Source organism: Mesorhizobium sp. M0296 (assembly GCF_040321675.1).
Taxonomy (GTDB): Bacteria; Pseudomonadota; Alphaproteobacteria; order Rhizobiales; family Rhizobiaceae; genus Mesorhizobium.
Genome location: NZ_JAMYRZ010000013.1, coordinates 94,396 through 114,200, shown reverse-complemented (window position 1 = coordinate 114,200; position 19,805 = coordinate 94,396). Strand labels below are relative to the sequence as shown.

Sequence of the window (19,805 nt, the reverse complement as noted above, 5' to 3'; positions counted from 1 at the left end):
CCAGTTAGCGGATGTTGTTGGACCGGGCGAGCTTCTGCTCGACCTTCGTCCGGTAGGCATGATCGCGGTTGTAGCGCTCGTCAGACATCGCGGTCTGGACTTCCGCCCAGCTCGTGAAGGTGTCCACGGCACCGCCAGCCGGCTTGCCGCCGATCAGCGTCGGGTCCTTGCCATTGGCCGCTTCGTACTTGGCCTTGAGCTGTTCCATGGCGACCACGGCAGCGTTCACATCAGAACCCTCGAACGACTTGTTGAAGGTGTCGATCTCGGCAGCCTGAAGGGACGTGGAGGCCCATGCGAACATGCGGTCCATGTTGTCCTTGCCACCGGCAGCGCCAGTGATGCGTTGGGTCGCCATCTCGGCGAGCGCCTGCTGTCCAGCGATGAAGGCGTCGACAGTTGCACGGTCGTGGCCAATGGCCTCGGCAGCAGCGTAGTCGGCGTCGGTCAGCTTGTTGCCGTTCTCGACGAACTTCTTGTTCAGATCGGCGACGACCTCGGATGCCTTCTTGGGGCCATCCTCAGCCTTCTTCTCTTCCGGCTTCTCCTCGACCTTCTTCTCGTCGGTCTCGGCTTCTTCCTTCGAAGCGCCGAGCTTCTTCTCAAGCTCTTCGTAAGCCTTGGCCATGTCCTCCGGGGTGGCGAACTTCTCGTTCAACCAAGAGGGGCGCTCAGGGGCCGGTGGGGCTTCCTTTGCGGCCTTCTCGGCGTCGAGCTTGGCGCGGGCTTCGGCTTCGTTCGTCGGGGCGGTCTTGGCAGCTTCCGCGAGGGCCGCTGCGGCTTCCTCTGCGGTCGGCTGGGCGGCTTGGACCTGGATGGTCTCAACCGACATTAATGGGCCACCAGCACGTTGCCGCTATTGAGCAGCGTATGGTTGGCCGGGAGCTTCGGCTCTTTGGCCTTCTTCGGGGCGGGGCCAGCGGGGCCGTTCGCGCCTTTGGTTTCGGGTGCGGGCTCGGTGGAGCCGGTCGCGCCTTCTGTCACTTCGTCAGCCATTCTGTTCTCCTGTCGTGGCTTGGGGTTGCTGTTTCATGCCCTCCTTGGCCATGCCGCCCATTTGAGCGATTGCCTGAGGGCCGAGTTGCTGGACCATGGCCATCTGTTGGGCCTCCTGATCGGACGCTTGGATTTCCTCGTCGGTGCGGATGAGGCCACCCATGTCGATACCGAGGGCAGCTCCACGGCGCTTGAAGTACTCGCCGAGGTTGACGTACCGGCCAATCGCTTCGGGACCACCGACTTGGGCGGCACCAGCGATGAAGCTGTCGAGGTTCTGTAGGTCGTTGCCGCGTCCAAGGGCGTCGAGGCCCGTAACGATGGACGTGGAGGTGATCTCCTTGGGAAGCGGAGGCACCTTGCGAACGAACTCCATGCGAGCTTCGTAGAGCTTGGCGACAGGCATCTGGAACTCTTCGGCCAGCAGCGAATAGACGCCGCCGAGACCCTGATCGAGTTCACCAGCCATGTACCGAATCTCTTCAGCCGTCACTCGCTCCCCACTCCGCTGGATGGCGGTGTTCAGGAGGAACGCGAAGGAGAGACGTTCGGTGAGCTGAGCGATGAACCGCTCGGCCACGGCCATGTCGTTCGCCTTGTCGAGACGCAGCGCCTGCACGGCATTGATGTCGCCTTGGACGAACCCACCGTTCTCGGCTTTGGCCAGCTTGTTGACGTTGATGGTCGAGTTGGGGGAGACGATCCAGATGACCTTGGCACCCTGCACGGTACCGTCACGGAGGGCTCCGGTAAGGACTTCGAGGGAGTTCAGGTCGCCGATGTATTCGTCAACGAAGCCACGCCCGTAGTCCTCGCCCTCCACATAGGTGAAGCGGAGCGGGAGCCACGGGAGCTTGTCAGCCGGATAGTTGCCAGAGTACTCACCGTCGATCACGACGTCGTCGATTTCTTGGGTGACGATGTACTGGTTCGTGGCGTCGTCGAGGGTGATCTTCGTGTAGACGTCGACCTCGGCCTCGCGATCTGCGGTGGCCACATTAGTGACTGCGCCGATCTTCGCCTTGATGTCCTCCGAGAGGGCCACCCTAGCGACCACCTCTTTGACCACGATGTCGAGGACGTTGCCTGCGGGATCGCGGTTCACCACGTAGGAAGTCAGGCGGAAGCCGCGAGGCTTGCCCTTCTTCGGGATGAACAGGAGGTAGTTGCCGGCAACCACGAGCTGGCGGCAGGCTTCAAAGGCGATGGGCCGGAACATGGAACCGTTCATCTCGCTGATGACGGCGCGTTCGCGGGCGTTGAGTGCTTTCTCGATTTCACCACGCTTGTCGTCGGCCTTGGTCAGGTCAGCGAGCGCGATGTCGTCGATTTCGTATTTGAAGAAAGGCGCGTTGATGGGAAACAGGCTGATGCTCAGCTTGGAAGCGAGCTGCCTGACGCCACGAGCGCCGAGACCTTGGTTAGGCTCTGTGAACGTTGTCGATCCCGAGGTGCCGTCTTTGGGCACCAGATACGGGACAGTCAGCTCCGCAGCCCTGCGCGCCCTCACTAGGTAGGGATCGCGGGACTGGGCTAGCTGATCGTAGAGAGCCTTCGCGCTGATTACGTCAACCGCGTCGGCCAAGGATTACTGTGGAATGTTGATGCCGGAGCCGCCAGTACGAGCCAGCGGTATGGTCAGTGCCTTGCGGCCCCTGCGGGCGGCATTGGCGGTGGCGCCTTCCTGATTGGCGAGGCGGGACGTTTCGTTCAAGACAGGCGCGAGGGGCTTGTCATTGGCCGGGGGTGGAGGAGGCGCGACCGGGTCGGCCTTCTCAATCTTTGGCTTGCTGAAGCACATTGGTGAGGAGGTCTTCTTCCTGATTTTGGAGGATAGCGTCGAGGTGACTAATCACCCGCTGTTCTCCGATCTTGGCCCCAAGCTCACGGTCGGAAATGGTGATGTCGGGGATCTGATTTCGGAACACCTGTTGAAGGTATTTGATCAGCTCCCGAGAGACTGACGGGGGGCTAAGAAAGCCCTCCGTAGTGCTATTGGTCACCCTATTCACCCGAGGCGATCCAACTCGCGCTGGGCGAAGTAGATGATCTTCCTGAGGTCGTAGGCCCGGGACGTGCCGTCCTTGGAACCGAGGCGGTAGCAAGCCTTGAAGATGTTGCCGATGCTGAAGCCCATGTTCTTGTGTTCGATCAGGTCCATCAGCTCTTTGGCATCCTCAGGGATGAGGTAGTAGGACGAGGAACCCCCGTCAGATTTCACCGGGGCGTCCACAGAATGGGCTCCTTCTTGGCGTGATCGTAGTCGTCGTTGTGAAGGATGCGAGCGAGCCGAGCCTGAAGCAGGGCATCGTCGGCGGTAAGGCCGGCCTTCTCGTACGCGGCAACGATGTGAGGCCAATAGAGGTCACCGGGCTGGATCGCCGCGAGGAGCTTCTCAGCCTTGACAGGTCCCATGCCCGGGCAGCCGGGATAGCCGTCCGTTACGTCACCTGTGAGGGTCTGCTTGAGGAAGTTGTGAAGGGCCTCCCGGGGGCTGACCTCAATGATGTTGCCATTGCGGTAGATCAGGCCCGGGATCGTGAGCATGTCCTTGTCCTGGCTGACGATGACCTTCTCGCCTTTGATCAGGCGAGGGTTGGTCGCGAGGATGCCCATGACGTCGTCGGCCTCGATCCCCGGCTTGTACTTCGCGCCGTGTTCTTCGATCAGCCAACGCTTGACCTCATTGGTGCCGACAGGCTTGCGTGAGCGGCCCTTCTTGTAACCGGCGTAGAGGTCGTGGCGGAACGTCGTGCCCTTCGAGAGAGTGATCACCGAGGCGTCGGCGTCGAGGTCTCGCTCAAGGCGTCTGATGGTGGAGAGGACGGTGGCCTTAACCTCTGCGACGTCGCATGTCAGGGTCCACTCGTCGTCGCCCCAGTCGGTCTCGACCTCAAGGGCAGCTCCAGTCGATACGACGAGGATGTCCCCGTCGATCAGTAGTGTTCTCAATTGGTCTCCTTGGGGTTGGTGTAGTAGTCGTCGCCGCGCTCACGCTTGATCTTGATGGCGAGGTCGTAGGACTTGCGCGCGTCATCGGCCCAGTCGTAGATCGGGCACATGTCGGGCCTGCCGTGGTAGGAGGCAAAGCAGGCACCATGCTCGTCACAGCCGACGCCCATGTCGCACCGCATCAGTCGATTTCCCTGATGCCGTATTTATTGGTCAGGACGTCCTGCATCGCCTTCCGGTCGATCTCTCTCAGGCGTCCTGCGATGGAGCCCCCGTAGCAGACCGGCTGCATCTTCAGGGTGTAGGTCGAACCATTCGGTGCCGGCGATGCGATAGCCAGCCAGCAGCTCGTGAAGAACTGCCTCAGCCTGTTTGCGATCATTAAATCTCCTCGTTTCATGGAAGGCGTATGCCCGGTCGGGGTCGTTCGTATTCATCTGCCGAAGCCGGTTCTTGAGGTCCTTGGCGAGACCCACCTTGCAGCGCCCGGGCCATGCGGGATTAACCGCGATGTAGACGTAGCCCGGGGCGTTAAGGGGAGCCTTAGTGTGTCTCTGCCCAGTTCGTTCCCACGACGGAGTTGCCGGCGAGAGGGCAGCGGAAATTGTAGTATTCTCCAGCGAGACGGATGGCTTTCTCGGCCTCCTTCCCCACCAGAATTGCTTTGTCTTCATCGACCTCTATCTGCCACTCGTCGTGGACGTTAACGACGAACTCGTAGTGGAGGCCCGGGAACATCCCGAGGGCCTGTAGGTTGTTGTCGAGGATCACCAGCGCGCGCTTCATCTGGATCGCACCGGCAGACTGCAGGAGCGTGTTCAGGGAGGCATGGGCCGAGCGAACCATGAGGATGCGACCGTCAAGGCCCTTGATCCAACCTTGGGTCTTGGCCTTGCGCTGCACCGCTTCGGACAGCTTGCCGAGCGCCGGAAGAGCCTTGAGGAACTTCTGACGGGACTGCTTGCCAGCGGCAATTGCCTTGGCCTTCGACGAGGTGACACCGAGGATGTTCCCGAGGTTCTCGTCGCCGGAGCCGTAGATGAAGGCGTAGAACCAGACCTTGGCGACGTCTCTGCTGCACCCCAGCGCCTTCGCGTTGAGGGTGTGCATGTCGGTCCCTTCGGACTTCTTTCCTTCGAGGACGGTCTTGATGTACGCGCCACCGTCGTAGGCGGCCATGTACCCAGCCAGGTCTCGCAGCTCCAACGCATCAGCGTCACAGCCGACGAGCTTCTTGCCCTTTCCAACGGTCCAGCATTCCCGACACTCGTAGCCGTATGGGAGCAGCTCACCAGTCTTCTTGTCGTGGATGCCCGGGACCTGAGCCATGTTTGGCTTGGAGTGGGTCATGCGACCCGTGACCGCCCCGTTGGTGGCAACCTTTCCGTGGACGCGGCCATTGCGCTCGTGATTGAGCCACGCCTCCTTGCCTTCCGCGACTTGGCCGATGCGCTTCTGAACGACGAAGTACTCGGTCAGGACCTTTGCGGACGGGTACGGGAGGCCCTTGAGCGTCTCGTCGTCGACCTTCGGATGACCATCGGAGGTGAACTCCGTGGGCTTCCAGCCGAACAACTTCTTCAGCCGGTTGGCGACGTCCTGCCGTGACCCCGGATTGAACGGGACCAGCTTGACCTCGGTGTACGGAGCGTCGGTCGAGTAGTGTATCTTCGGCCAGATCGGCTTCTTCTCGCCGGTCTTCTTGTCGATCTTGAAGTTGCCCTTTCGGTCAACCTCGTAGCCGACAGGCTTGAGGTGCTTCTGCGAGACACTACGGTCGATGGTCGGAGTCTTCGGGCCGAGGTTGCGATACCAAGGCTTGAACGCAGCCTGCAGCATCCGCTCCAGGTCGGCCTTGCGCTGCGCGAGGGTGCTGTGCAGCGCGTGGACCTTGGGGAGATCGAGGGCGAACCCGTAGGTCTCCTGACGGGCCACGATGCGGCGCACGTCATGCTCAAGCTGGATGCTCTCTTCCGAGAATCCCTTCTTGATGAGCTTCTGCCAGAGCCGGTCGGTGACCTCGACGTCCTGCTCGCAGTAGTCCTGCATCCCTTGGGACCAGTTGCCCCACACGAACGTGGTGAGCGGATCGCCCTTGAGACCTTGGGCGACACCAGCCTCCTTCATGATCTCGCCGTAGTCGCCCTTCCAGAGCCCCATGCGCTGGCCCCAGCTTTCGAGGCTGTGGCGGCCCATGAGCTGCTTCTTGATCCACTTGTTGAGACCGAGGCGCTTCTCTTGCCGGAAGTCGGCGTCGAGCATGTCCGCGTACATCAGACGGGACATGATCAGGGTGTCGCGGATCAGGCCCTTCGGCTTGAACCACGGGTTGAGCTTCTGGATCGCCGGGATGTCGAAGTCTTGGATGTTGTGGCCGACGATGACGTCAGCATTCATCAGGAGGTGGAGGCCGTCCTTGACGAAATAGCCGTTCCGGTTCCGGTGGTCGTCGCATGACCAGATTTCTCCGGTCTCGGTATTCTTGATGACCAGCGAGTGGATCGTGGTCATCTCTGGGATCAGTCCGTTCGTCTCGATGTCGAAGACGAGGGTGGTTCGGGGGATTGCATTACCTCTTGAATCGCGCTCACCACGTCCCTCCACGCTTCCGCGAACAGGACGAGGGTTGCAGTTCTGCCTTGGAGGATTAGGCGGGAGCCCTCGCGCCGAACGATCAGCGCTGAGGGGACGTTCTCGTTGGTGTGGTCGAAGGTCAGACCTCGACCCCGCTAGAATGGAAGGTCGTCATCGCTCTCGTTCGAGAAGCCATGGTCGTTGGCGTCCTTGTCTTTGAAGGGATCGTCCTCCCGCACGAACAAGCGACCAGTCTCCTGCTTGAACCCGAGCATGATGGTCTTGCCCGTGGCCCTGCCGGTGTATCGGTCCTTGAGGATGCGGAAGATGGTGGTGGTGGCGATGATCGGATCTTCGTTCTGCTGGTCTCGTTCGAGGCCGAACATGAAGTAGGACCAGAAGCCGATCGCTCGGGAGCCCTTGAAGTGGCGGATCATGACGCGCCCGCCTTCCTCGTGGGGTTTCCCATCAGGCGTCGACAGGTGCGACACGAAGTGGATGATGATGCCCAGCTCCATAGCGAGGCCCGCCATCTCCTTCATGATCTGCTCTAGGGTGCCCTTCTCATCGCCCGTGTCGGCCATGGCTGTCAGGTGATCGACGTAGATCAGCTTGATGCCGAGGCTCACCGCCATGTAGCGGATGTGCCCCTTCACCAACTCCCAGTCCGTCTGGCCGAAGCTGTCGTAGAAGAACAACTTGCCATCCAGCTCGGTGGCGGCGCGGGTCAGTTCCTCCGGTGTCCAGCCGGCGTCTGGAACGTGGAACATCTTGCCGGCCAACTTGCCTGCAACACGCTTCGCCGTTTCGACGGGCTTCTGTTCGAGGAAGATTGCGCCGACGTGCTGTCTCAGCTCGGTGATGTCGAACGCGATCTGCTGCATCAGGAAGTCGGTCTTGCCGATGCCGGTGCCTGCGCCGAAGCCATAGACTTCGCCGTTGCGGCGTCCGTAGGTGAGCTTGGTCAGCTCTTCCAGGCACCACGGCAGGCCGTACTCGACCGGCTTGAGGAGGTCCCCCATGATGTCGGAGACACCGACGAGGCCATCAGGACGGTAGACCTTGGCACCCCAAAGGGCGTCGATGGTCTCCTTGATCCGGCCCGCCATGAGCATCTCGTTGGCGTCCTTGAGGGGCAGCGAGGCGATCTTGAGCTTGCCCGGTGTGAACGGGATCGTCTTGCATTCCTCGGTGGCCTTTTGGCCGGGGTCGTCCTGATCGAACATGAGGACGACTTCCTCGAACTGTTCGAGCCATTGGAGGTTCTTCCGCAGGGCCTTTGCTGCGCCGTCAGCCCCGTTTGGGACCGACACAACAGGCCACTTGTGCCCCTGCATCTGGCTGAGGCTGATCGCGTCCAGTTCGCCCTCGACGATGACGACGCGCTTGCCGCCATCCCGCCAGAGCCACTGGCCGTAGAGGCACATGTCCTCTTTGCTGCCCTTGGATCGGAAGTCCTTTCCTTGGAACCTGATCTTCTGCCAGACGAGTTGCTGCGCGCTGTTTCGGTAGTTGAACAAGCGGACCGGCTGGCCGTTCAGGGACGAACGGGTGAAGCCCCACTTCTGCGCGCTTTCTAGATTGATGCCTCGGCTTGCCCAGTCGGACGGCTCGCCAAGGGGGACGAAGTCTACGTTCCGGGGCTCTGCAGCCTCGGTCTGTTCTGCCAATTCATTGTCTCCGGGTTCATAGTGGCGGCAGCCAAAGCAGTAGGCATGGCCGTCCGTGTACCGGGCGAGATTGTCGCGGGAACCGCACTTGGGGCACGGCTCCTTGCGGAGAAACTCACTGTCGGGTTCGTGCATTCAGCCTTGCGGCGGGGTGTTCTGGAACTGCTGGAGTTGGTTCTTGACCGTCTCCGCGGTCAGCATGGGTTTGCCGAGCTGTCGAGCGGTGGTGAGGACTAGCTGGAAGCGGAGCAGGGAGAGCCTGTCCGCGTCAGTCAGGCGTTTCACCCGACCTCTTCAATCCGCATCGAGTTGGCCACAGACATCAGCCGGTGGTGGACCTGATAGGCGGTCGTGAAGACGATTCTGGCCATCTCGGCGGCATCGTAGACGTGCGTGACAGGACGCCCTTCGACGGCCTTGAGGTTGTCCTCGCGGCTGTTCTTGAGGAGGTCCTGAGCGAACTCCAAGAAGTCCCCGGCGAGGTTCTCTGCCATGTCTTTCGGTGTCATCGTGTGATCCTGCTGTAGAGCTTCGCGAACTCATGGCGGAGCTTGGGGATGAGGGTTCTGGTGATGTGTTCTTCGAACTGGCGGCACACCATCTCGAAGAGGTGTGGATGGTCCCGTTCGTTGATCAGGTCGCTTTCCCGCATGACGTACCGGGCGCGATAGACGTCTGGTTTCCACTCGACTTGGTAAGACCGGGTCCATTCCATCGGGTTGACCTCGACGGAGCTGTCGAAGGAGCCGTGGGATACCGGCCATGCGACCCGGCTGTAGAACTCCTTCTCCATGCCATCCATGTGCTTGGCCATCGCCTCGCAGCGGAGGTGATAGTCGTGGATGGTACGCATGAGGTCGGTGATCCGATCCTCGTAGGCCCGGGAAATCGCGTAGACCTCGGCCCGGGTCTTCCGGGGGAGGTACTTGTCGATTAGCTCAGTGACGGAGGGGTAGCTGGAACGGGCCTGTCGACCCGTCCAAGCCTTGCTGTCAAGTTCCATCAAAGGGCGAGCAGCGCCAGGACGACGGCAGCCAGCGCCGAGGTCCACGAGACGATCACCATGGCGACCGTCGTGTTGGTGGCGCAGACGGAGCCGACCGTGTTGACCCCGACGCCGTAGCCGAAGATCAGCGACAGGAACCCGAAGGCTGCCCCGAAGGCCGACCCGTGGGTGACGCTGATCACGATGGCGAGGACGACGATGGTGATCCCGGTCAGGATCGCGCCGAAGCAGTGAGCGATGCGGACGGCTTCGTTCATCAGAACCACCCCAAGATCGCGCCGAGCAGACCGACCGGGATGCCGATGATGCGGAGGATCAGCATGGTCGTGAACGGCGCACCAGCGGTGGCCGCGTGGATCACTTCGATCAGGTTGACGATCCAGCCGTAGATGAAGGCAACGATCAGGGTGAGCTGGAAGAGGACGACAGCCTTCATGATCAGGCCACCAGCTTGGTGAAGCGCTTGCTGATCTTGGCGGCGCGGTCGAGTCGCTCCTTGGCGGCGCTCTGCTGCTCGATCTTGGCGGCGATCTCGGCGTCGTGCTTCTCGACGATCTTGGTCTCGTGGGCGACGACAGCTTCGAGGACGTCGAGCGCCTTGGTGAAGCCGGCGATGGCCTCCTCGGTGGACGGGGCGCGCACGATGCGGGCAACGATGGATGCGATCAACGTCTTCATTTCTTCACTTTCGTTTGGGAGTTGAGGATGGCTTTGAGGGCTTCCATGCGACCGGCAGTCGGTGCTTCGTCGAGCCAATCCCGAGGGATCGACTTGTCCGCGTAGAGGAAGCCGTGGGTCTCACACCACATGGCGTACGTGGTCTGGGATTGCTTGGAGATGCGGGTGCCCGAGCGGCTGAACACCAGCCTGATGTCGAGGTCAGGGTGCTGCTCTTTGATCAGCTTGTGCTTCTGCCGATCAGCAGTGACGAACTGGCCCTTGGTCTCTACGATGATGCCGTTGCTGAGCAGGCGGAAGTCTGGTGTGTACTTCGCCAGCCGAGCGGGTATCTCGTAGGTGATCTTGAAAGTCTCGTAGGTGTAGGGGACGCCGGCATGGTCCAGCTCCCCCGCCACCTTGTCTTCGAGCCCCGAGCGGAACCCCTTGGCGACAGCGATCTGCCGCGTCGAGGTCCGCTTCGGGAACGTGCGTCGTGCCAAGGCTTAGAAGTCGTCTTCGCCGGCCTGGCTCCCGGACGAGCCCTCGTTGGACTTGTCCTCGCCGGCATCGTCCTCACGGTAATCGTCAGGATCGTAGCCGAAGCCTTCCTCCTCACCGAAGCCATAGCTGTCAGCGGCGCGGGAGCCTTCCGACACCAGCTCGATGACTTGGACAGCGCCCAGCATCAGCGTCAGGCCGGCAGCCGCCGTGCCCGGGACGAAGTAGTCACGAACGGCGAAGGAGACCTTGCCCTCGGAGCCACCCCAGATGTTGACGCCCTTGCCGATCTTGCGGCCCTTGGCGTCGAACAGGTCAGGCTTGCGGTTCCAGCGGGAGCCCGCCTTCGGACCCTTCTTGAACTCGCCCGATGCCTTCATCTTGAACTTGAACTCGACCTCGCCGGTCGGCTCCTCGGTCTCCTTGTCGTAGAGGACCGTGAACAGCTCGTTCGGCTTGACCTCTTTGAGCTTCTTGCGGGTCTCGACCTTCAGCTCGGCGAACAGGCGCTCGGCCTCCTGCAGAGCCGCGTCGTAGAGCGACTTGATCGAGTTGCCTTCCTTGTCCTCGCGGCGGATGAACAGGTCCGCGTCGGACTGCGACATGCGAAGTTTCAGGGAGTATTCGCCATCCGGCTTCGGGTAGTCCTTCGTGCCGTAGTCGGGCTCGGACAGCTTCGGGTAGACGAATGTGCCACGCGGGGTGGTGAACTGAGGAAGCTTCTTCTTGGTATCTTTTGCCATGCAGTAGTAGGTCCTTTAAACGAGGAGTTCAGACGGAATAACGGCGTTCAAGGGCTTCGACGTTGTGGCCCAGGTCGGTCAGCTTCATGTAGAGGTCGACTGGTAGCGGCTGACCGCGCTTCCAGAGGAGCTTTGCGACGGTGAGGTACTTCACGCGGTAGCCTCACTGCTGAGAACCAGCTCGATGGCTTCGGGGAACTTCTCGACGATCTTTGCGACCGAGGCGTCGATGCCTAGCGCGAACCGGACGTATTGGGTCAGGACGTCGTGGATGTCCGACTTGTTGACGGTGACAGCCTTGACCTGACCGAAGGGGGCCTTCTTGGTCTTGCCGGTCTTGGCCTCAACCAGCTCGAATCGGCTGATCATGTACGAGCCAGACACACCCTTGACACGCAGATGGCGGTTGGGGGAGATGTCGGCGACGGTGTAGAGCCCACCCTGTACGAGCGAGCCGCCGCTGGCTGCTGCGCGAATGCAACGGACGTTGGAACCAATCTTGATGCCGCTGATCATGCCAGTTCGCCTTTCATGTATGCGTCGATGCCACGGAACTCGGCGCGCTTGCCGTCGTCCCCGTTGATGAGGTTCTTGGTGACCGTGAAAGCTTCCTGAGCAGGAATGCCGAGGTGGTCTGCGAGGGTGAGGAAGACCGCTGCTGCGCCCATGATCTGGATTTCAGGGCGGAAGTCCTGCAGTCGGTCGAGAACGGTCATGGACGCCATTGCGACGTCGCGGGGACCGGCCGTGTTCAAAACGTCACGATTAAGCCGTGGCATCGGGGCCTCCGAGGTTAGCTAGGAAGAAGAGGGTGATGAGGGAGAGGGCGACCAGCGCCGTTGCAGCTTCGATGGTCATCAGTCGAACAGCCACTCGCCAATCTTCCAGCCGACCCAGTAGCCGGCGAGGGTAGCGACGAAGTGGAGGAAGATGATTGCGGAGACCTCAGCCGGCGTCATGCTGCAGCCCTCCGGTTGCGGAACTGAGCCTTGCGCTGTTCCTTCTTGCCGAAGTAGCCGTTCTCTTTCAGGCCCTCGATCAGGGACCTGCGAACCTCGTAGCGGGCAGTCTTGTCGGCAGCCGCGAGGTCGATGTGAACGGTGCCCACGGTGATGTCCTGATAGGCAGCACCCATGCGGATCGTGATGTTGTTGTTCATGTGAAATCCTTCGAGAATGTTTCGTAGGGCTATTGGTCACCATAATCTCCGATCAGGGATCAATTCCCTTTGCGGAGGTGTTCAGGCAAAGAAGAAATCAGACGCCATGACAGCGTTCAGGTTCAGGTCTCCTTTCGATGGAAGTGGCTCGATCCCGTCGACCGAGGGGTTGTTGTCTATGATCGCCACGCGGAGGGCCGCGAGGGGGTCTTGTTTGTACATTTCGACGAACACCTTGCGGAGGGTCGAGGCGAGGAGGGTAGTGTCGCAGGCGTGGGTGCCATAGCTGTCGTGGATCATGGCGAACGACTTGAAGCCAGCGACTGCCAAGGCTGCCACCGTCAGGATCATGGCCGAGGCGTCCATTGAGTGGACGTAGTTGGGGCTGATCGAGGTTGCCTGCTTGGACACGTCGATGTCGTCGGTGTCGTCGTTGACCCGCAGTTGCACCATCTGACCGGCGATCTTGGTCTTCAGCTTACGGGTCGTCATGTTGAGGTAGGCTTGATACCCGACGAAGCCGCTGGGCGTCGTCCAGTACACCGGGCGGTTCTCCTTGCCGACCGCTCGGGCCGTCTTCTGGAGCCACCCCATGGCGTCCCTTGCGGCGATCACCACGTCCCCGATGCTGTCCCAAACAAGGCTGGCGAGGAAGCCGATGGCCTTCTTCAGTTCGTCACCCAGGTTGTGCCGATAGCCGCCAGCGAGCTTCGCCTTCACGGCCTCGTCGACATACTTGAGGCACGACCGTGGCGTTCCCCCGTAGGGCAGCACCATGACCGGCCTCTTGGTCACCTTGCGGTCGATCCCCATGGCCAGCCACTCATGCGCCCACCGTTCCCTTTCGGGATCAGCTCCGTTAACGGATGCAATAAGACGCAGTTGTGCCATCACGCGGTCAGCGACCACCTGATAGATGTCCTGAGGCTGCTTCGCCGGGATCAGGTTCACCGCCGCGCCGCCGACACTGTCGAGGAGCATCGCCGAGAAGTGCTGCAGCCCGTTGCAGGAGCCGTCGAGGGCGATGGGAAGTTGCGAGATGAAGGCGTCACCCTGCTGGTCCAGTGCAAGCCACTCGAAGCAGAAGGCGAGGAAGCACCAAGGCTTGTCAGCCTCGGTCCACCACAGGTTCGCAAAGGGATCGACGGCCTGCGCCCAGATCAGGAAGCGGTTCTCCTCGACCCACTTGACGCGCTCATCGAACGACACCTTGTCGATGCCGTAGGTGTTCGCCCCGTGGATGGCCAGCCAGCGTTCCCCATCCTCCCCGAGAGGCTTCCCCTCGGCGAACCTGAGAAGCGCCTTGACGGGGTCGCTGCCCTGCGGGTGGAGCACGTCTGGCAGGGGATACGCACGACCCCGGAAGTCGAGGTTGTGGGGGAAGTAGATGGCAGCCTCATTGCGGAACTTCTCGGCCAGACCGAGTAGCTGCTGCTGTTTGAGGCGGTCCTGTCGGAGCTGGAGGTTCTCCGAGTAGACGTCCCGGGCTGCCCACTTCCACTCCTGAAACTCCCTCTGAAGGTGAGCGGGGAGGGACTTGATGTCGGCGTCCTCAGGGACACCAGCAGGCCGCGCGGGCATCGGCTTGTCTTCCGCTGGAACCAGCCCGGCGATGCTCTCCCCGGATCGAGCGAGGACGACCATCACGTCGAGGATCGCCCCGTTGATCTCCCAAGGCGTCCGCTGGATGGCGTTCAGTCCCTTGAGGACCAGCGATAGGTCGGCTCGCTTGAGCAGTTCTAGCTGCCCCGGGCGGGAACGACGGACGAGGGGCACGGGACGCCCAAGCTCGGTGAAGTACGCGCCACCCGACAGGCCCGTCCAGTCCTTCGGGGGGACCAGCGTGGGCATGAACGCTGGGAACAGAAGCTCGCCACCAAGGATGGATTGGTCGATCCACGCCATGGCGCGCTCCGTCAGGTGGACAATGTACTGGTCTCGGGGTGCCTCTTTGTCACCTCCGATGTACGCCTGCTCGATGGCGGTCAGGCCGGTCTGCTGACAGAACAGCTCCACCAGCTTGATGCCGAGGTGCAGCTTGTCGGTGTGCGTCCAGCGATCCCAAGGGATGCCGAGCTTGCCCATGGCGTAGGTCAGCACGGTGGCCTTGTGCTGCTCCGTCGCACCGCTGTCGGACAGCTCCTTGAGCTTCCACCTGAAGCGGTCGGGATCAGTCCTGAGGAAGACCTCGAAGCGCGCTTCCGTCTCGACAGCCCGGGCTACAGAGATGGCAAGCGTTAGGAGGGAACCAGAGCGGCGGCGCATCATGCCCGCCAGGACGGCCCGACAGGCGAGAAACGACACGACATGGTGGTCCATGTCCTTGATCAGCTTGGCTGCCACGGCGCGGGGGCCGGGGCGACCGTTGTAGGTATTCTCTATGAATTGGGCGATGCCGTCAGCGACTGGCCCGACAGCACTCTGGAGCATGCAGCGCCCGGTGTCAGTCTCGTAGCCGCGTCCCTTCTCGATGTTCTTACGAACGCGGGAGAGGTACCGATCCCGGCCCAAGCCGGACATTTCGATCTCCAGCTCGATCTGCCGCTGGAGGTTGTGGTCGAATGGCGCGTTCAACAAATTCTCCTACGATCTCCCGGGCGAGTTCCCGGGCGGCGCTCTTGGCCTTTGCGGTGTTCATCATGATCTCGAAGAGGAGCTGCTTGACCTCCCGGTAGGAGAGGCCAGACGCAACGGCGAGTAGTGGACGCCAACACGGTTCTCAGCCATCAGGCAGCCCTGATGCGGCGTGTCTCAAAGGTCGCGGCGTATTGCGGGAAGTCGGCGATGAACTTCCGCACGTAGTAGGCGCTGTAGTTATCGTTGATCTTGAAGGGGTCACCCTTCGTCTCAATGGCGCTCTCCCAGCGCATCCGCGCCAAGATGAAGTGACCGGACAACCGCTTCATCCCCGCTTGGATGGCCTTGAGCGAGAAGCGTTGAAACATGGAGTAGACGTGAGGGTTCTCGTTGTGGAACCGCTCGAAGCGGGCGGTGATGGCGTTGCTCATGTGGATGGGCGTGTTCACGCTAGGTTCTCCTGAATTGTCACTTTGTCACGGGAATTTGTCACACGGCGACGTTGTCACCGTATCTAGTATCGACACCGTATCTATTGGCTTGGGGGAAAAACCCTTATGTTTCACAAGGGTTTAACTGATTTTTTGGGAGTAGCTCCGCTAGGGGAGATTGGGCCGGAAGGAACCTAAATCCAGGGCGTCTACCAATTCCGCCACATCCGCATTGCCCGGCCAATCCCATGTAGCCATCATTCTGTCAATGTCAGAGCCCACATCGGCATCATTGGCCGGAATGCAAAGATGGTTGAAAATCGGCCGCGCCTGTGACAAAAGGCGTGTCGAATGTGACGGGACGCGACGATCCGCTTCTGCAGAATGTGATAAGAAGTAGGAAAAACAAAGACTTATTCACATTTTGGAGCGTATTTCTGGAGGATTTGTGCCGCGTTGAGCGGACAGATCGCCAAGTCCCGCACCAAAAGCCATTCCCGGCAAGATCATACCGGCAGGCTGTAAACGGCAGGGGCCGTTTGACGGCCTCATTGGTGGAAACAAAGGTTTTATGATGCAGGTCACCGAAACGCTCAACTCCGGTCTCAAGCGCGAGATCAAGATCACCGTGCCGGCCGGTGACATGGAAGCCAAGCTGATGGCGCGGCTCTCCGATGCCAGGAACAAGGTCCGCATCAACGGCTTCCGCCCCGGCAAGGTGCCGGTGCAGCATCTGCGCAAGGTCTACGGCAAATCATTCATGGCCGAAGTGGTCAACGAGATTCTCAATGATTCGACCCGTTCGATCATCACCGGGCGCGGCGAAAAGGCCGCCATGCAGCCTGAAGTGATCATGACCGAGGACGAGAAGGAAGCCGAGAAGATCCTGGCAGGCGGTGCCGATTTCGAGTTCCGCCTGAACTATGAGGTCATTCCGCCGATCGAGATCAAGGATTTCTCCGACATCAAGGTGACGCGCCACGTGTTCGACGTGCCGGATGAAGAGATCGACGAGCAGGTCAAGCGTGTCGCTGAATCCGCCCGCACTTACGAGCCGAAGACCGGCAAGGCCGCCGAGGGCGACCGTGTGACCATCGATTATGTCGGCAAGATCGACGGCGAAGCCTTCGGCGGCGGCGCCGGCACCGATCAGCCGCTGGTGCTCGGCTCGAAGGAATTCATCCCCGGCTTCGAGGACCAGCTGGTCGGCAGCAAGGCCGGCGACGAGAAGCAGGTCACGGTTACCTTCCCGGAAAACTACCAGGCGGCGCATCTGGCCGGCAAGGAAGCCACTTTTGACGTGACGATCAAGGAAGTGTCGAAGCCCGGCGCGCTTGAGATCAACGACGAGATGGCCAAAAATCTCGGCCTTGAATCGCTGGAGCGCCTGCGCGAGGTGGTGCGCGGTCAGATCGAGAACCAGTTCGGCTCGATAACGCGCCAGAAAGTCAAGCGGCAGTTGCTCGACCAGCTCGACGCTGCTTACTCGTTCGAGGCGCCGTCCAAGCTCGTCGAGGCCGAGTTCAACAACATCTGGAACCAGGTCAACCGCGACCTCGAAGCTGCCGGGCGCACCTTTGCCGACGAAGAGACGACTGAAGAAGAAGCGCGTGCAGAATACATGCGGCTTGCCGAGCGCCGCGTGCGTCTCGGCCTGGTTCTCGCCGAAATCGGCGAGAAGGCCGGCGTCACGGTGACGGACGAGGAATTGCAGCGCGGCCTGTTCGAGCAGGTGCGTCGCTATCCGGCCAACCAGCAGCAGGAAGCCTTCGAATTCTATCGCAACAATCCCGAAGCGCTGAACACGTTGCGCGCGCCGATGTTCGAAGAGAAGGTGGTCGACCATCTGCTCGGCCAGATTTCGGTCACCGATGTCAAGGTCAGCAAGGAAGAGCTGCTGGCCGACGACGAGGATACGGAGACAACCAAGGCCAAGCCGGCGAAGAAGGCGGCTGCGAAAAAAGCGGACACCAAGAAGGCCGACGACGACGCTGAAGAGCCGAAGAAAAAGGCCGCGCCGAAGAAGAAGGCCGCCAAGGACGCTGAATAACGTCCCTGCTGAATTCCGAAAGGCCGCCTTCTCGAGGCGGCCTTTTTCGTTGTGGCGCAGACGCAACGGATTTCACGCATCTGGCGGTCGAGGTAGCGATATGAAGCTTTGATGATTATCTGCGCTGGGTTGCTGACCGCAGCGGTTGTTGGAGGCATCGTTGAGACAGTTCTTCGGTATCGGAAGCGTGGCGGCGGCGTTCCTGCTTGCGTCGGTCTGCGGCATTGCCCAGGCTGATACGGTTCTCGACAACTGGCGGTTCGACAAGAGCAGCGATGGCCTTGTCACCGCCTCGCTTTACGCGACCAACAAGCTCATCACCGGCGGCGGCGCATTGAGCTACAGCCCGGTTTTGACGATCGCGTGCCGGACCGCCGGCGAACCGCGTTGGAGCGAATGGCTGCAGCTGAGCGACACCGTTTCCGCCAGCCGAACCATCGCCATGTCGGTGACTGTCGGCCAATCCGGCAAGCTCAACGAAAGCTGGTCGGTCGGCCCGCGCAGCAGAATGCTGGTCCGCGACGGTGCCGACGGCATCAGGCGACTGATTTCCGCGGACCGGCTGCTGCTTTCCTGGCGGTTCGGGCTGCTGTCGGGGCGCGGCAAAGCCGAGTTTGACCTCACCGGAGTTGAAGAGGCGATCGGCCGGATCGCCGCCAGCTGCAACACCAAATTGCCTTGAGCAGATTGTCCGCAGTAAACCTTTGCATGGCCGAACTCTACCTGCCGGCCGGGTTCTGTGGTATGTAGGTGCCGCAACCCCAGGCAGTGGATATCCGTTCTGCCATTCAAGAGCGCATGCCAGCGGACTAAATGTCGGCCTGTGCAGGTCAGCCAGGGCAAATTGGCGATCAGGGAGGAAATGCCATGCGTGCCATTGTGTTTTTTATCATCATGTCCGTCGCCACCGTCATTGCCGGCCCCTCGCGGGCACAGGATGCCGCGGCGGGTGAGAAGGTCTTCGCCAAATGCAAGGTCTGCCACGTCGCAGACAAGGACCAGAACAAGGTGGGTCCGTCCTTGAACGGCGTTATCGGCCGAACGGCCGGGACGCATCCAGGGTTCAGCTATTCCAAGGCTATGACCGAGGCCGGAAAATCCGGCGTTAAATGGGACGAAGCCACGCTGACGACCTACCTTCACGATCCCAAGGCGATGGTCAAAGGAACGAAGATGGCATTCCCCGGCCTCAAGAAGGACGAGGACGTCGCCAATGTCATTGCTTATCTGAAGCAATTCTCCAAATAGACCGGCTCTTCCGCCGGATCTTGGTATAGCAAGCAGGTCGAGGCATAGCCTCGGCCGCAATCTGCCGGCAGTGTCGGTGGGGAGGGCGGCTCGTTGCAAAAAAGACATTGGCCGGCTAGGCTGCCATTCCCATCGGTGGTCGTCTGAATGTCGACTGAAGAAAGCCGTCTCAAGGATACCGGCATCCGCCTCTCGGAGGCGACGGCGGGTGATTTCTTTGCGCTTTTGAAACCACGCGTCATGGCGCTTGCCGTGTTTACTGCCTTCGTCGGCCTGATGATGGCGCCCGGCGTGATGAATCCAGTTATCGCCGTAATTGCCATCGGCGCAATCGCGGTTGGAGCGGGAGCCGCCGGCGCGCTCAATATGTGGTACGACGCAGACATAGACGTCTTGATGTCTCGCACGTCCAAGCGACCAATTCCGTCCGGTCGCGTCACGCCTGGCGAAGCTCTCAGCTTCGGTCTGGTGCTTTCCGCACTGTCGGTCATGACGCTCGGCGTACTGGTGGGGTGGCTCGCCGCATCGTTGTTGGCGTTCACCATCTTTTTCTATGTCGTCATCTACACGATGTGGCTGAAGCGCTCGACGCCACAGAATATCGTCATAGGTGGCGCGGCAGGCGCCCTTCCTCCGGTGATCGGGTGGGCTGCTGCAACCGGCGCAATCGGCATTGAAAGTCTCATCCTGTTTCTGATCATTTTCCTCTGGACGCCGCCTCATTTCTGGGCGCTGGCCCTTTTCAAGGTCGGTGACTATGCCGCGGCGGGGGTCCCGATGATGCCGAATGTGGCCGGCCAGCACTCGACCAGAAAACAAATCTTCGCCTATTCGCTGCTCTTGGCGCCAATCGGCGTGCTCCCTTGGGGCTTCGGCTTCGCGAGCGGATACTACGGCACTGCTTCAGCCGCGTTGGGTGCAGGTTTCATTTGGCAGGCCTGGAAGGTTCTCGTCGCCGACAAGGAGATGAAGCCGGCAAAGGCGCTGTTTGCGTATTCGATTGTCTATCTTTTCGCAATATTTGCGGCGTTGCTTGCCGACACCATTGTAATGCGAGTGATCGCTTCAGCCGACTATTGACCCCGGCTCAAAACATCACGTTGGCAGAGCACAAAATCCCAGCAACAGCAGAATAACGACGCCAAGGCCGAGTATGAGAACTGTCCTTCCGTCCATGACCTTCACCTTCGACTAAGAAGAGCATATCGAAGAACGGCGTCCGTAGCTAGTCAGGCTACCCG

At 60.8% G+C, this 19,805-nt stretch carries 29 protein-coding genes; 4 read left to right on the top strand and 25 right to left on the bottom strand.

The annotated features are described in order from the left end of the window. Positions 1-4: 4 nt before the first annotated feature. From NKI97_RS15285 to NKI97_RS15165, 25 genes are all read right to left on the bottom strand, one after another. Complete coding sequence (locus tag NKI97_RS15285) at positions 5-832, bottom strand: capsid assembly protein (protein WP_352835006.1); 828 nt, start codon at positions 830-832, stop codon at positions 5-7. Continuing rightward, a complete protein-coding gene (locus tag NKI97_RS15280) occupies positions 832-996 on the bottom strand; it encodes a hypothetical protein (RefSeq protein ID WP_352775745.1) in 165 nt (54 codons plus the stop codon). Before NKI97_RS15280 ends, NKI97_RS15285 begins: the two co-directional genes overlap by 1 nt. Next, the gene (locus NKI97_RS15275; RefSeq protein WP_352835003.1) at positions 989-2,581 is read right to left on the bottom strand and encodes a portal protein; all 1,593 of its coding nucleotides are present in this window, start codon (positions 2,579-2,581) and stop codon (positions 989-991) included. The genes NKI97_RS15280 and NKI97_RS15275 overlap by 8 nt, the downstream gene beginning before the upstream one ends. Positions 2,582-2,584: 3 nt before the next feature. Continuing rightward, positions 2,585-2,710, bottom strand: coding sequence for a hypothetical protein (locus tag NKI97_RS15270; RefSeq protein WP_352775740.1), 126 nt, complete (start codon positions 2,708-2,710; stop codon positions 2,585-2,587). A 61-nt stretch (positions 2,711-2,771) separates the two neighbouring features. Next, the gene (locus NKI97_RS15265; protein WP_352775737.1) at positions 2,772-2,999 is read right to left on the bottom strand and encodes a hypothetical protein; all 228 of its coding nucleotides are present in this window, start codon (positions 2,997-2,999) and stop codon (positions 2,772-2,774) included. Positions 3,000-3,004: 5 nt separating this feature from the next. Further along, positions 3,005-3,217, bottom strand: a complete 213-nt coding sequence (locus tag NKI97_RS15260) for a hypothetical protein (protein WP_352835000.1) — start codon at positions 3,215-3,217, stop codon at positions 3,005-3,007. Further along, a complete protein-coding gene (locus tag NKI97_RS15255) occupies positions 3,214-3,948 on the bottom strand; it encodes a hypothetical protein (RefSeq protein WP_352834997.1) in 735 nt (244 codons plus the stop codon). Before NKI97_RS15255 ends, NKI97_RS15260 begins: the two co-directional genes overlap by 4 nt. Then, on the bottom strand, positions 3,945-4,130 hold the full coding sequence (locus NKI97_RS15250) for a hypothetical protein (RefSeq protein ID WP_352834996.1): 186 nt from the start codon (positions 4,128-4,130) through the stop codon (positions 3,945-3,947). The genes NKI97_RS15255 and NKI97_RS15250 overlap by 4 nt, the downstream gene beginning before the upstream one ends. A gap of 24 nt (positions 4,131-4,154) precedes the next feature. Further along, positions 4,155-4,424, bottom strand: coding sequence for a GIY-YIG nuclease family protein (locus tag NKI97_RS15245; protein ID WP_352834993.1), 270 nt, complete (start codon positions 4,422-4,424; stop codon positions 4,155-4,157). A 67-nt stretch (positions 4,425-4,491) separates the two neighbouring features. After that, entirely contained in the window at positions 4,492-6,459 is a 1,968-nt protein-coding gene (locus NKI97_RS15240) for a DNA polymerase (RefSeq protein ID WP_352834990.1), read from the bottom strand. Between the two features lie 218 nt (positions 6,460-6,677). Next, on the bottom strand, positions 6,678-8,327 hold the full coding sequence (locus NKI97_RS15235; RefSeq protein WP_352834987.1) for a toprim domain-containing protein: 1,650 nt from the start codon (positions 8,325-8,327) through the stop codon (positions 6,678-6,680). Further along, positions 8,328-8,477, bottom strand: coding sequence for a hypothetical protein (locus tag NKI97_RS15230; protein WP_352834984.1), 150 nt, complete (start codon positions 8,475-8,477; stop codon positions 8,328-8,330). Continuing rightward, on the bottom strand, positions 8,474-8,701 hold the full coding sequence (locus tag NKI97_RS15225) for a hypothetical protein (protein ID WP_352834982.1): 228 nt from the start codon (positions 8,699-8,701) through the stop codon (positions 8,474-8,476). Before NKI97_RS15225 ends, NKI97_RS15230 begins: the two co-directional genes overlap by 4 nt. Continuing rightward, positions 8,698-9,195, bottom strand: a complete 498-nt coding sequence (locus NKI97_RS15220) for a hypothetical protein (protein ID WP_352834979.1) — start codon at positions 9,193-9,195, stop codon at positions 8,698-8,700. Before NKI97_RS15220 ends, NKI97_RS15225 begins: the two co-directional genes overlap by 4 nt. Continuing rightward, a complete protein-coding gene (locus NKI97_RS15215; RefSeq protein ID WP_352834976.1) occupies positions 9,195-9,455 on the bottom strand; it encodes a hypothetical protein in 261 nt (86 codons plus the stop codon). The genes NKI97_RS15220 and NKI97_RS15215 overlap by 1 nt, the downstream gene beginning before the upstream one ends. Then, entirely contained in the window at positions 9,455-9,634 is a 180-nt protein-coding gene (locus NKI97_RS15210; RefSeq protein ID WP_352834975.1) for a hypothetical protein, read from the bottom strand. The genes NKI97_RS15215 and NKI97_RS15210 overlap by 1 nt, the downstream gene beginning before the upstream one ends. Positions 9,635-9,636: 2 nt before the next feature. Continuing rightward, positions 9,637-9,876 carry a hypothetical protein gene (locus NKI97_RS15205; protein ID WP_352834972.1) on the bottom strand — a complete coding sequence of 80 codons (240 nt, stop codon included), beginning with the start codon at positions 9,874-9,876 and terminating at the stop codon, positions 9,637-9,639. Beyond that, the gene (locus NKI97_RS15200) at positions 9,873-10,358 is read right to left on the bottom strand and encodes a hypothetical protein (protein ID WP_352834969.1); all 486 of its coding nucleotides are present in this window, start codon (positions 10,356-10,358) and stop codon (positions 9,873-9,875) included. Before NKI97_RS15200 ends, NKI97_RS15205 begins: the two co-directional genes overlap by 4 nt. 3 nt (positions 10,359-10,361) lie before the next feature. Continuing rightward, complete coding sequence (locus NKI97_RS15195; RefSeq protein WP_352834967.1) at positions 10,362-11,099, bottom strand: hypothetical protein; 738 nt, start codon at positions 11,097-11,099, stop codon at positions 10,362-10,364. A gap of 28 nt (positions 11,100-11,127) precedes the next feature. Next, the gene (locus tag NKI97_RS15190; RefSeq protein ID WP_352834964.1) at positions 11,128-11,253 is read right to left on the bottom strand and encodes a hypothetical protein; all 126 of its coding nucleotides are present in this window, start codon (positions 11,251-11,253) and stop codon (positions 11,128-11,130) included. Further along, positions 11,250-11,615 carry a hypothetical protein gene (locus tag NKI97_RS15185; RefSeq protein WP_352834962.1) on the bottom strand — a complete coding sequence of 122 codons (366 nt, stop codon included), beginning with the start codon at positions 11,613-11,615 and terminating at the stop codon, positions 11,250-11,252. Before NKI97_RS15185 ends, NKI97_RS15190 begins: the two co-directional genes overlap by 4 nt. Then, positions 11,612-11,815, bottom strand: coding sequence for a hypothetical protein (locus NKI97_RS15180; protein WP_352775688.1), 204 nt, complete (start codon positions 11,813-11,815; stop codon positions 11,612-11,614). Before NKI97_RS15180 ends, NKI97_RS15185 begins: the two co-directional genes overlap by 4 nt. Positions 11,816-12,054: 239 nt before the next feature. Further along, positions 12,055-12,258, bottom strand: coding sequence for a hypothetical protein (locus tag NKI97_RS15175; RefSeq protein ID WP_352834959.1), 204 nt, complete (start codon positions 12,256-12,258; stop codon positions 12,055-12,057). A gap of 81 nt (positions 12,259-12,339) precedes the next feature. After that, positions 12,340-14,832 (bottom strand): DNA-directed RNA polymerase, encoded by a 2,493-nt coding sequence (locus NKI97_RS15170; RefSeq protein ID WP_352834957.1) that lies wholly within the window; start codon positions 14,830-14,832, stop codon positions 12,340-12,342. Positions 14,833-14,984: 152 nt separating this feature from the next. Beyond that, positions 14,985-15,284, bottom strand: a complete 300-nt coding sequence (locus tag NKI97_RS15165) for a hypothetical protein (protein ID WP_352834954.1) — start codon at positions 15,282-15,284, stop codon at positions 14,985-14,987. A gap of 556 nt (positions 15,285-15,840) precedes the next feature. Between NKI97_RS15165 and tig the strand changes: the two genes are divergently transcribed. The 4 genes from tig (at position 15,841) to NKI97_RS15145 (ending at position 19,644) form a co-directional block, all read left to right on the top strand. Continuing rightward, positions 15,841-17,316: a trigger factor gene (gene tig, locus NKI97_RS15160; RefSeq protein WP_352746113.1), complete on the top strand. Its 1,476-nt coding sequence runs from the start codon at positions 15,841-15,843 to the stop codon at positions 17,314-17,316. Between the two features lie 160 nt (positions 17,317-17,476). After that, positions 17,477-17,998 (top strand): hypothetical protein, encoded by a 522-nt coding sequence (locus tag NKI97_RS15155; protein ID WP_023678909.1) that lies wholly within the window; start codon positions 17,477-17,479, stop codon positions 17,996-17,998. 212 nt (positions 17,999-18,210) lie between these two features. Then, positions 18,211-18,564 (top strand): c-type cytochrome, encoded by a 354-nt coding sequence (locus NKI97_RS15150; protein ID WP_502894937.1) that lies wholly within the window; start codon positions 18,211-18,213, stop codon positions 18,562-18,564. A gap of 147 nt (positions 18,565-18,711) precedes the next feature. Next, positions 18,712-19,644 (top strand): heme o synthase, encoded by a 933-nt coding sequence (locus NKI97_RS15145; protein WP_352451372.1) that lies wholly within the window; start codon positions 18,712-18,714, stop codon positions 19,642-19,644. The last annotated feature ends 161 nt before the right edge of the window (positions 19,645-19,805 follow it).